Consider the following 11,431-nt stretch of genomic DNA (forward strand, 5'->3'; position numbering starts at 1 on the left):
GGCCCTATCTCGATAGGGTCGAAACTAATAGTGCCGTATCCAATAATCAGGAGGTGCGATCAAAGCAGAAGATCGCGCTTGCGTTGCTCGTACTCCTCGCGGTCGATTTCTCCCCGGGCGTAGCGTTCTTGAAGAAGGTCCAGGGCCGTTGGCCGCCGTTGAGAAAATGGCTCGCCCCGGCCTCGGGTCAGGCCACGCACCAGGAGAACGGCCAAGGCAATGACGATGCCCCAGAACAACACCATCATGAGCCCGCCGAAGAGCATATGCCCCCAGCTGTAACTCCCCATATACGCCATCATGTCGCCCCACATGGTCGGATCTCCTTTTCTTGTTACTTACTTTGCCCTGACGTCAGGCTAAAGCCTGCGGGTAACCCAAGGGTCAAGAGAAGGTAGAGATGAAAGTAGGCGGCTCTTGATCCCGGACAGTTTCCGACCTCTTCAGTGGAATGGAATCAACGCCGCACGCATGCGTTGAGGCCTTCGGTATTGAGTGATGGATTCGTTCATGGCCTACGCTCCGCTGTGTCGGTTGAGGCGTGTGACAAAGAAGTTGTATAGCGGGCCGAAGACCAGGGCGATGTACCAGCCGTAGCCGAAACTTTCGACCAGCCCCAGGAAGAAGCTTGACCAGCTGAGCCAAGTGAAGCCTGGCAACAAGCGCAGCCAGCTCTTATACATCGCCTGGTCGGGAAACAGCAGATCGAAGCCGACGCAAAGGATGAAGGTTACGGCCAGGAACAGCCCCAGGCTCATCCCGAGTGCGATCATGGGAATCCGCGGCGTTGCCTGAACCGGCAAGCGAGTTCCTGAACGGGGCTTGGCTGTCAACGGAGCATTGGCATCAGGCATCTTTGTTCTCCGGTTGGAGGGGCGAGGCCGTTGCACCAGGGACGAGATACTGTTCGGGCGCGGCCTCGAAGCGCTCCCGGCAGTCACGAGAGCAGAAGTAAAAGACGTGGCCATCGTGGACGCTTGGCTTGGCCCCTTTCGTTCTGACGGTCTTGCCGCAGACGGGGTCGACGTCCTCGGCTGGCGGAATCCACTCCAGCCCTTCAGTTGCACGTTGATTCCCTGGGCTATCGTTGTCGTGTTTGGTCCTGCCATGGCTGTGCCCCATGACGTGGGCGCCACAGCCGAACCGCATCATCAAGAAGAGGATTGCTGCCCAAAGCAGGAAGTAAAACAGTGCGTCCATAAAGTCTTCCTCGTGACGTCCGCTAAGCCGTACCCGATACCGAGCACTCGGGTGTGGTTGCGAATGTGCATGCACTTCTCATGGTGGGAAGAGTCTCTGCACACACAGCGGCCACTCCGGCAGTTGCCTGGATCAATGTGGGGCGGGCACGGGTTTTCTCCCACGCGGCCACGGCTGGAAGCGCGAGATGGAGATACGAGGTCGACTTAGACTCTGTAGCGTTGGGTCAAAAGGTAGACAGGAACCGAGGAGGGTGAGGGAGGGGCACTTGGCGAGCCGCTGGCGGTGACAACTCGGGGCGCTATGGCCGGGGCCGTCATGCTCAAGGGAAGGGGCTCGAGCTCCAAGTCCTGGCGCTCCAGGCGCAACAGGGCGCTGCCGACATTACGAGTGCCATGGCCATGGTGGCATCGCGGTTGAGGATAGTCTGCGTTGATGAACTCGGTGTTCGAGTGCGTATCTGCGTGAGGCTCAACGCCAACCTGGCCAGACTCAGTAGAGGAGGGAGCATCTGCCGAGGAGGGGTCATCTGCCATTGTGGCGGCGCTAGAGAGCAGTAGCACCATGCCCAGCAGGATGACCAGACCAAAGCGATGCCAGGCGGTGGCAGACCGCGAGGATTGCTTAGGAAATGACGTGTGCCTGGCCATGCGGCAGGGCTCCTGCAGAGTGATGTATATCTTAACCTAGCGCAGATTCGAACCTTGTCCATTGACACGGATCAAGACGGAGCTTGCCGTAAGCTGCAGCGGCCTCATTGAAGTGGTGACCTGGGCGAATGGCTGGGTGTAGTGGCACAGTGAATCTGGCCACCTGACTTTGAGTGTATGATGGCTCACAGAGACAATCAGGTGCAGATGATGACGAAGAAGAGAACGTTTAGCCCGGAATTTCGCTTGGAAGCGGCCCAGCTCGTGGTCGACCAGGGCTACACGCTGAAGGCGGCGTGTGAGGCCATGGGGGTTGGCAAATCCACCATGGAGTATTGGGTTCGCAGGCTTCGCGCTGAGCGGGCAGGCAAGGCGCCGCTGAAAGGTGAGGCTCTGACGCCGGAACAGCGTGAGATCCAGGAACTGAAGCGCAAGCTGCGGCGAGTGGAAGAAGAGAAGGCAATATTAAAAAAGGCTACCGCTCTCTTGATGTCGGACTCCCTGAGCAATTCTCGATAATCGAGCGACTTGAAGAGAGCTACGCGGTGCAGCACTTGTGTCAGGTGTTTGGGGTGCATCGCAGTAGCTACCGGGCTTGGCGTAGTCGGGATAGAAGACCTTGTGAGACTGAGCAGAAGCTGCTGGATCAGGTTGTCGAGGCGCATACCGTCAGTAACGGCTCTGCCGGCGCTCGCAGCATTGCAAAAATGGTCACGCAGGCAGGAATACAGTTGAGTCGTTATCGGGCCAGCAGGCGGATGAAGCAGCTGGGGCTGATGAGTTCGCAGCCGCCGAGGCACGCCTACAAGAAGGCTGATCAGCCACACCTGGATATACCGAATGTTCTTGATCGGGAGTTCGATGTAAAGAAGCCCAATCAGGTATGGACCGGCGACATTACCTATATTTGGACAGGGGCACGCTGGGCTTATCTGGCAGTGGTCATCGACTTGTATGCTCGTAAACCCGTGGGGTGGGCATTGTCCCTATCGCCGAACACGGAGCTGGTAAAGAAAGCGCTGACCATGGCCTACGAATCGCGTGGAGAGCCACGGAATATCCTGTTTCATTCGGATCAGGGTTGCCAGTACACCAGCCGGGCATTCCGGCAGATGCTCTGGCGCTACCGAATGACACTGAGTCTCAGTCGCCGTGGCAATTGCTGGGACAATGCCCCAAAAGAGCGCTTCTTCAGAAGCCTGAAAACGGAATGGATACCAGAGATCGGCTATCCCGATGTTGCTGCGGCGAAGCGATCTGTCACTGATTATATGATCGGTTACTACAGCAGCCTCCGGCCGCACAAGCATAACGATGGGATACCGCCGAACTTGGCAGAAAAGAACTACTGGAATGCTCAAAGCTCGGTGGCCAAAAACACTTGACCACTACAATAGACCTTTACCAGAAACAATTCGCCGTCTGATAAAGGCGTAGCCGAGGTGAGTCCCTTCATGCTCCCGGCAATCCGAAGATGCGAGATGGGGAATACCCTGCGGCGTGGATGTCGCAAAAAGACCGGAGCGGGACGAGTGATTCAGGCGCGATGAAGCAGTGCAAGCATTTCTTCTCGTCCCGACACCTTGTCACTGGAGCTTGTGAGTCCTCAATAGAGATGGACTGTCTGGAAACGGGCACGCGACGCCCCTTGTGCATCCATCAGCGTCAGTGTCTTGCCTTCTATCTGCCAGCCCGACACGTCATTGAGTGTCGCGAGGAAATCGCGTTCGAGCGTTGCTACTTCACCGGGACATGCCATTCGCGTGATGGCCAGGCGGCCGAAGCCGAGTTCTTGCGCATCATGGTGATATTCCCCCATCAGGCGATTGCAGCCGGTGGAGCCGGCTACTCGCGAGTCTTGTGTATGTAAGACGATATGGGCTTCACGCTTGCCTTCCACCACGGGTGTTGGCTGGTTGTCGAGTGTCACCAGCTTCCAATAGGTGTTCTCCAGTGGCTCGTCGACACCTTGATAATCCTCAGAGGATTGAGCGCCTGCGCAGCCGCCCAGGGTGAGTGCTGCGCTCATCACGGCGGCCCATGTCATCACTTGCGCTTGTTTCATGCGGGTGTCTCCCTCACTAATAGGGTGTCTACGGCGATTCGGGGCTGGGCTCCGGTAGCGCTGCAAGCCCTCGCAGATAGCGTCATCGCCAGTGTGGTCAGCTGATGCGCGGTCATCGCCAGCGTGGTCATCTGAAGCGTTGTAGGCTGAGTCAGGAAGACGCGTTACGCATTCTGAAACAATCGCCAAGGAGTTGTCATGCCAGCCACCCGCACGCCCTCGTCCGCCAGGGAGCGGATACATCTGTGGTGGGATCTGTTCATCATCGTGCTCGTGATCGCCAATCTGGCATTGCTGCTATTCGATAGTCTCTTCCTGATTCCCCCGCTGAACACGGCCTTCGAGGCCGTGACACCCGGGTTGCATGCGGCCTATGAGCAGAATATCCACGCCAATTTCCTCTCTATCGACCTGGCATTCGTCGCCGTCTTCCTGCTCGATGTGCTGGCGGGGTGGGCAGTGGCCATTGCGGAGCGGCGCTACCACCGCTGGTTCTTCTATCCCTTCGTGCACTGGTACGACGTGCTGGGGTGTATCCCGCTGAGCGGCTTCCGCCTGTTGCGTGTGTTGCGTGTGATCTCGCTGTTGTTCCGCCTGCAACGTCTCGGCTTGATCGATGTTCGCCGCTGGTACCTCTACGGGGTGGCGGCCAAGTATCTCGATATTCTGCTGGAGGAGCTGACGGACCGTATCTCCCTGCGCATGCTCGATAACGTCCAGCAGCAGTTGCGCGACAGCGATGACCTCTCATCTTCGGTGATCGAGCGTGTCGTGGAGCCTCGCAAGCAGGCCTTGATCCGTGAAATTACCCAGCGCCTCGAGACCATGGCGGGGGATGTCTATACCCAGAATCGCGACGATACCCTGCGCTATGTGCGGGGCCTGGTCAGTCGCACCCTCGCCGAGAGTCCGGAGCTTCAGCGTGTCTCGCGCCTGCCCATGGGCACCCAGCTTACGAAAGGGCTGGAAAGCTCGCTGTCGGATCTGGCCTGCCATCTCGTCGATGAAGCGCTGGTCGGCCTGCGTTCCAAGGAGTTCTCGGCGCTGGTGGGGCACCTGGCAGAGAGTGGTTTCGATGCTTGGTCGCGCACTGACCCGAGGACGGAGCAGATCACCGAGCAGGTGCTGATCGACATGCTGGATCTGCTCAAGGAGCGGATCGCCGTGAAGAGTTGGCAGAAGAAATACGAGTGACGTGATGCACCAGCGTCATCCTGATAGGTAACTCGCGGCGTTCGGGATGAGATGGGGCGAGGTTTGGCGCACGGGAATGTGTTTGCGAGAATGCTGATACATTCATCCCACGCCGAGAGTCTGTGAGCCGCGAGTGTCGTCGCGCAGCGATAGCGCGGCCTGATGACACATCAGCGTCTCGCCAGCGTGGGAGCCGCGACAGGAGGTCAGTGTCATGGCGAATCCAACACGCACTGAGGTAGCCGAGTCAGCACCGGGCGTTCCGTTCGACCCGGCACAGGTGGCTGTCATCCAGCAATTCGGCGGCAGCATCACACCGCTGGAGCCGATAGGCGCCGAGGTGAGGGGAATCGATCTGTCCGCTCAGGACGCGCCGCCCGCGCCAGTGCTTGAGGCGCTGGAGCAGATCATGGCCGAGCGCGGCTTCTTGGTCTTCAAGCGCGATACGCCCCTGGAGGCCGATGACTTTCTGCGCGCCAGTTGCTGGTGGGGCGGCAAGGAGCTGCACAGTACCCATGGGATGCATCCGGCCACGCCCGATGGCAACCGGCACATCTTCCGGCTGTCGAACGATCGCCGTCACGGCATTCCCGGCGTCGGGCCGCAGTGGCATAACGACGGCAGCTTCAATACCGATACGTTCTCGCACTCCGGCTACCACATCATCCGCCCGGCCGAGAACGGCGGCGGTACCTGCTTTGCTCATCAGGGCGCGGCCCATGACGCCTTGTCTGCCGAGCGTCAGGCCTTCTGGCGCCGTCTTGCTTCGGTGAATTCCTCCTCCGGGGCCGTACATCCCGTGGTACACGAGCACCCCATCACCGGTCGCAAGTGCATCTGGCTTCATCTGGGCATGACCGGCGCAGTGATCGAGAAGCTACCCGATCAGGATGCCTTCCGGCTGCTGACCGCCGAAGAGCTGACGCAGCTCTGCCGTGAGTACAACGCCATCCTGAATGCCGGCTTCACCGAGGGTTACGCCCTCGACTTCGAGTACCAGGAAAACGACTGCGTGTTCATCGATAACCTGGCGGTCGCTCATAGGGCCGCGCCCGGCGCGCACTTGCCGGCACAGGAGCAAGGCCTGCGGATCATGCATCGCAGTACCGTGCGTGGCACTCAGGATCTGGCACCTGGCTTCGGACTGCCGCTGCAGGTGGATATCCATGGCCCCAGCCCGCTGGAGAATGGTGTATGGCAGGGCGGCGGTATCGGCTTTCGTTGGGAAGAGAATATTCCGATGCAGAACTGAGGCTGGCGCGCTCAGGTAAGACACTTGCAGCGGGACGTGCGTTACAGCGAAGTGAAGGCTAGGGCAGATCAGGGGTAGATCAAGGTGCAGACCTAGTTTCAGAGGAAAGACCAGAGTCCGTGAAGAGTTGGCATTAGCAACACGAGTGATAGGGTGGGGATATCACCCCGGCCAAGCGCTGATGGGGCTGGGGAGGCACGTCAGCCGTGCTGGCCAAGAGCCTGTCCGATCACGTTTCAGGGAGAGAACCAGACTCGTAAAGGAAGCCATCATGTCATCTGCCCATGACACCGTCATCGAAAGACCCGATAGCCTGCATGCCAAGGAGTGGCTACGCGCGTACCAGCGGGTACGCGCCGCCACCGAGGCGATCTGTGCGCCGCTGCATAAGGAAGACTACATGGTGCAGAGCATGGCAGATGTCAGCCCGCCCAAGTGGCACATCGCCCATGTCACCTGGTTCTTCGAAGCCTTCATCCTGAAGCCGTTTCAGCCGGACTATCAGACGCTCGACCCCGCCTACGATCACCTCTTCAACTCCTACTACGAGACCCATGGCGTACCGTTCCCGCGCGCCGAGCGTGGCACGATCTCGCGCCCGACCGTCGACGATGTCTATCGCTATCGCGCGCACGTCGATCAGGCCATGCAAGCGCTGCTTGAGAATCCGCCACGGGAACATCTGCCCGAGATTCTTCGCCGCTTGGAGCTGGGGCTGCCGCATGAGCAGCAGCATCAGGAGCTGCTGTTGATGGACATCAAGCACATTCTGGCGCAGAACCCACTGTGTCCGGCCTATCGGGATGATCTGACTCCGGGATTGGCACCAGCCCCTGCGCAGGAGGTGCCGTCGCTTGGATGGCTGGCCTATCCAGCCGGGGTTCGCGAGATCGGCCATGATGCAGCCGAAGGTGGCTTCGCCTACGACAACGAGATGGGCCGACACCGTCAGTTCGTCGAAGCGTTCGAGATGGCCGACCGTCCGGTGACCAACGGCGAGTTTCTCGCCTTTATGCAGGACGGCGGATACGCCACCCCCGAGCACTGGCTGGCGGATGGCTGGGCGACGGTCAAGGCGGAAGGCTGGCCGGCGCCGCTTTATTGGGTCGAGCGCGACGGCGTCTGGCATCACTACACGCTAGGTGGCCTGGTGCCGGTGGATCTGAATGCGCCGGTCTGCCATGTCAGCTTCTTCGAGGCCGATGCCTACGCCCAGTGGGCGGGCGCGCGCCTGCCCACCGAGGCCGAGTGGGAGACAGTCGGTCAGGATGTCCCTCTCTCTGGTAACTTCGTCGATCAGGATTATCTACAGCCAGTCGCGGCCGCGAGCTCCGAAGGCATGCCGAGTCAGATGTTCGGCGATGTCTGGGAGTGGACGGGCAGTGCCTATCGCCCGTATCCGGGCTTTCGCAAACTGCCGGGCAGCCTGGGGGAGTACAACGGCAAGTTCATGTCCGGTCAGATGGTGCTCCGTGGGGGTTGCTGCGCCACGTCTGCCGATCATATCCGCGCGACCTATCGCAACTTCTTCCCGCCCGAGGCGCGCTGGGCGTTCTCCGGCTTTCGGCTCGCCAGGGACGGTGGGGTCTGAGGGTCTGACTCTTTCAGAACGCGCCTCAAGGCACTTTCATCTGCCGCTTTCACCCGCCAACCCGTAAAGGAGTCTTCATGGCCGACCACCTCGAACCGCGTATCACGCTGCACCCGCTATCCTCGCGGGTGCGAATCCTGGTCGGTGAGACGGTGATCGCTGACACTGGCAACGCGCTGGAATTGCGCGAGAAGGGCTATCCGCCGAGGCTCTACTTGCCGCGCGCCGATGTGGCGATGGCGGAGCTCTCGGTTTCTCACACCGTCACTCATTGTCCGTTCAAGGGCGACAGTACCTATTACTCGCTGCCGGATCTTCCTGATATCGCCTGGAGTTACGATCACCCCATCGAGGAGGTGCAGGCGATCGCCGGGCGGCTGGCGTTCGATACCGACAAGGTCATGTTGGAGGTGGAGTGATTCAGACGAACGGCTCGTCGCCAACCTGATTCTCTCGTCGATGCACAACGCTCCGTCGTGCTCTGCTTCAGAGATAAACCGATAGAGAACAGTAGCTTGGCGTTCGCCAGATGGTTAGAATCCTGCAGTTTGCTGCACCGCGCTCCTCCATCGGGCGCGGTGCAGCATTACCTTTCCCTTATCAAGGCTCAGTACTCCGGTTGGACGAATCACCTCGCTTGATTCCTTTCCGTACAGGCTGCACCAGGAGTCATGACAGTGGTTGTCCCTTCGAACATCGCGCCGGTGATGAGTGTACTGCTATGCCTCGTGCTGGCCTCCTGCGTCAGTCGTTATCTCAAGTCTCCCCGCATGAAAGGTCGCATTGGCGAGTGGCGAGTGCGCTGGATGGCGCGTCGACTCGGCAAGCAGGGCTATCGGGCCTTGCACAATGTCACCCTCAAGACCGAGAGCGGCACCACCCAGATCGATCATGTGCTGCTGTCGCGTTTCGGCTGCTTCGTGTTGGAAACCAAGAACATGAAAGGCTGGATCTTCGGCAGTGAGCACGAGGCGAACTGGACCCAGCAGTTTCCTCGACAGTCGTTCAGCTTCCAGAACCCGCTACGTCAGAACTACAAGCATCTCAAGGCACTGGAGACGACGCTTGGCGTGACTCCCGAGCATCTGCATTCGGTGATCGTCTTCGTCGGCAACGCCAGGCTCAAGGGTGAGATGCCAGCCAACGTGACGCGCGGTACTGACTTCGTTTCCTTCGTACAGTCGTTCAAGGCCCCCATCTTCAGCGAGGCGCAGGTCGAGGCCATGCATGAGGCGCTGCTGACGGGGCGGCTGGCGCCGACTCGGGCGACGCAGCGTGCTCATGTGCAGCATCTCAAGCAGCGCAATGATCCACAGGCGAGACGTGAATGCCCGAAATGCGGTAGCCGTATGGTGCTGCGTACTGCCAAAGCAGGTGTACGTGAGGGCCAGCAGTTCTGGGGATGCTCGGCCTATCCGGAGTGTCGCGCGACACAGGCGGTGTGATGACTGCCTTCACGGCCCCGAACGAGGCAACATCCAAACTTGAATTTCGCTGACAGGCACTACCATCGCTCGGCACGGCGGCACTGCTTTTGAATGTGTTGACGTTGCTGCTGCAACCTCGTCCAGCCTTTGCCTTCGAGACCGGCTTGCTGTAGCTGCTCCTTGAGTATGACTGAGTCGGATAGATCAGCGAGCATGGTAACCATCTGTTGAATTTGGCGCTTCACAAACGGATAACTGAATCGGCACTCCTCCGAAAAGGCCTGCCAATCGCGCGGTAGCAGCTGCATCGAATTGAACTCCCCGCCGAGGGAGAAGGCCATGTCTGAATCGTAACCGAGCACTATGGTGCCAACGAGGTCATAGGCTGGGGCGATCTGCCAACGACCTCGGGAGTCCTGTAACAAGGACACGTTCTTGGCATGGCCGTCACTGTTGCCAACCAGCACATTGAATATTTGCCAGCGAAGCAGCTGCTGAATGGATGCCGCTGAGGGTCGGCAGGCTTCGCGGACTGTTTGCACGATCTCTCCGAAACGTGGCCCACCGTAAGCCTGGTATTTCTGATTCCGCGACACGCCCATGGCCTGACACAGATCCTCCTGATGCAAACGCTCGACGTGTCCGCTTTCAATACCCAAGCGGTCGTAGCGTTCGACCATCAAGTAAGGATGTCGGCCGGCATAGACCATCGTGGTCCTCGGGCAGGCTATTCCCCCCAAGCGTGCCAGATTGTTCAGATACAGCTCATTCAGAATGACTTGCTCACGCCCTTCGACGGCGAATTTCAAAATATGGGTAGAGGGTTCGATTCCGATAGGTAAGTAGAGTGTATCGTTCCACAGTCGCACAGGGATCTTGTCCTGCGCGCCGGCCAGCGAAAGACGAGGGCGTTTGGCCAGAGCTCCTTCATTCATCAGGGCATACCGCTCGCGAGCACCTGCCCATTGCGCAAGTCGATCGAGCGGCAACTCGCGGTAGTTGTCATCGAGGGATGACGGTAGGGTTCTTGACGGCGGCATGTGATCGCTCGGAAGGATCGTCAGCGCACCAGCACAATCGCCGCCGATGGTCGCCAGTAGCGAGAAGTCGTCGTCTGGTATACCCAGGCGCTTGATCAGCGCCGCCCGGGCTTGCTCTTCAGGCAGCAAATTTGCGAACCAGTGATGCGCCAGAAGGTCTTGGGGCTGCCAAGCCTTTTGGCTTAGAGGCAAGCTGTACGAAATGGCATGCCCGTTCTGTCGCCAGGTATCGTTGTATTCGAAGCCCATCAGTCGGCCATCCGTGCCGCGCCACAACGTCCCTACATGCTGCGTGTCGCGCCATACGTTCAACGAATCCGGCAATATCATGATTCGGATCCCTCCGGTGGAACAGCGGACAGCTCGATGCCTAGCGTATCAAGTACGATCAATATGCGACCCAACCCGCAGCTGTCACGGCCGTTTTCCAACTCACTCAGAAAGCGAATGCTCAACCCGCAAAGACCTGCGAGGGTTTCAAGATTTAGCCCTTGCTGCTTGCGAGCGCGGCGAATCAACTTGCCAAGCGTTGCGGCATCATGAATGGGAACTGCTTGCGATAGGGGCATGCTAAGACCTTTCACGATAAGAAAGCGGGTTGTTGTAAACAATTTAGTATACTTAAAAATTTCCCTATAGGGATAATTGGGTGGATATACTGGAGTAGTCCTGAATTTTTCCCTATAGGGAAAATAGTTGGTGTGCGGGTTGCAAGTGCTGCAATTTTTCCCTTTCAGGACAATTTGGGGCGATCAGTCTGTCAAAGTGTCAAGGAGATCATCGCACCACGCATGAACTGCTAATGCTCCATCCGTGTGTACAGGCTCGGACAGCCTACTGTACCTCCTGACTCATCCTGGTTGCCGAGCGTGAGATGGCGCAGGTGGACTCTGAGTGCAACACCGCAAGTGATGGAGGGTGATACATCGGGGTTGGGCTATCTCTAGCCCGTCGACCACCTGCGCTTCGGCTTCGATAGGCGACAGCCAGTATGCGAGTATGCGATCTTCGC

At 58.9% G+C, this 11,431-nt stretch carries 12 protein-coding genes; 6 read left to right on the forward strand and 6 right to left on the reverse strand.

Annotated features, from left to right (window positions below; translation table 11 throughout):
- Window positions 1-59 precede the first annotated feature (59 nt).
- From H2O77_RS06570 to H2O77_RS06580, 3 genes are all read right to left on the reverse strand, one after another.
- Window positions 60-314, reverse strand: coding sequence for an SHOCT domain-containing protein (locus H2O77_RS06570; protein WP_215824218.1), 255 nt, complete (start codon window positions 312-314; stop codon window positions 60-62).
- A gap of 201 nt (window positions 315-515) precedes the next feature.
- Window positions 516-854, reverse strand: coding sequence for a DUF5676 family membrane protein (locus H2O77_RS06575; RefSeq protein WP_225347873.1), 339 nt, complete (start codon window positions 852-854; stop codon window positions 516-518).
- A complete protein-coding gene (locus H2O77_RS06580; RefSeq protein ID WP_052384923.1) occupies window positions 847-1,200 on the reverse strand; it encodes a YHS domain-containing protein in 354 nt (117 codons plus the stop codon). The genes H2O77_RS06575 and H2O77_RS06580 overlap by 8 nt, the downstream gene beginning before the upstream one ends.
- 860 nt (window positions 1,201-2,060) lie before the next feature.
- On the opposite strand from H2O77_RS06580, the gene H2O77_RS06585 reads away from it, so the two are divergent.
- A protein-coding gene (locus H2O77_RS06585) for an IS3 family transposase (RefSeq protein WP_240548738.1) occupies window positions 2,061-3,235 on the forward strand; the annotation gives its coding sequence in 2 pieces (ribosomal slippage) (window positions 2,061-2,316 and window positions 2,316-3,235; 1,176 coding nt in all).
- Window positions 3,236-3,456: 221 nt separating this feature from the next.
- Here the strand turns inward: H2O77_RS06585 and H2O77_RS06590 are convergent.
- Window positions 3,457-3,915 carry an META domain-containing protein gene (locus H2O77_RS06590; RefSeq protein WP_024953445.1) on the reverse strand — a complete coding sequence of 153 codons (459 nt, stop codon included), beginning with the start codon at window positions 3,913-3,915 and terminating at the stop codon, window positions 3,457-3,459.
- 198 nt (window positions 3,916-4,113) lie between these two features.
- On the opposite strand from H2O77_RS06590, the gene H2O77_RS06595 reads away from it, so the two are divergent.
- From H2O77_RS06595 to H2O77_RS06615, 5 genes are all read left to right on the forward strand, one after another.
- The gene (locus H2O77_RS06595; protein WP_024953446.1) at window positions 4,114-5,109 is read left to right on the forward strand and encodes an ion transporter; all 996 of its coding nucleotides are present in this window, start codon (window positions 4,114-4,116) and stop codon (window positions 5,107-5,109) included.
- Between the two features lie 214 nt (window positions 5,110-5,323).
- The gene (locus H2O77_RS06600; protein ID WP_024953447.1) at window positions 5,324-6,361 is read left to right on the forward strand and encodes a TauD/TfdA family dioxygenase; all 1,038 of its coding nucleotides are present in this window, start codon (window positions 5,324-5,326) and stop codon (window positions 6,359-6,361) included.
- Window positions 6,362-6,632: 271 nt separating this feature from the next.
- Entirely contained in the window at window positions 6,633-7,952 is a 1,320-nt protein-coding gene (gene egtB, locus H2O77_RS06605) for an ergothioneine biosynthesis protein EgtB (RefSeq protein WP_024953448.1), read from the forward strand.
- 77 nt (window positions 7,953-8,029) lie between these two features.
- Window positions 8,030-8,371, forward strand: a complete 342-nt coding sequence (locus H2O77_RS06610) for a DUF427 domain-containing protein (RefSeq protein WP_024953449.1) — start codon at window positions 8,030-8,032, stop codon at window positions 8,369-8,371.
- A 258-nt stretch (window positions 8,372-8,629) separates the two neighbouring features.
- Complete coding sequence (locus H2O77_RS06615; RefSeq protein WP_225347876.1) at window positions 8,630-9,397, forward strand: NERD domain-containing protein; 768 nt, start codon at window positions 8,630-8,632, stop codon at window positions 9,395-9,397.
- A gap of 59 nt (window positions 9,398-9,456) precedes the next feature.
- Here H2O77_RS06615 and H2O77_RS06620 read toward each other — a convergent pair whose 3' ends face one another.
- Both H2O77_RS06620 and H2O77_RS06625 read right to left on the reverse strand, forming a co-directional pair.
- Window positions 9,457-10,749 (reverse strand): type II toxin-antitoxin system HipA family toxin, encoded by a 1,293-nt coding sequence (locus tag H2O77_RS06620; RefSeq protein WP_052384808.1) that lies wholly within the window; start codon window positions 10,747-10,749, stop codon window positions 9,457-9,459.
- Entirely contained in the window at window positions 10,746-10,988 is a 243-nt protein-coding gene (locus tag H2O77_RS06625; protein ID WP_084589588.1) for a helix-turn-helix domain-containing protein, read from the reverse strand. Before H2O77_RS06625 ends, H2O77_RS06620 begins: the two co-directional genes overlap by 4 nt.
- Window positions 10,989-11,431 lie beyond the last annotated feature (443 nt).

This window comes from Cobetia sp. 4B (assembly GCF_018831605.1).
GTDB classification, from domain to species: domain Bacteria; phylum Pseudomonadota; class Gammaproteobacteria; order Pseudomonadales; family Halomonadaceae; genus Cobetia; species Cobetia amphilecti.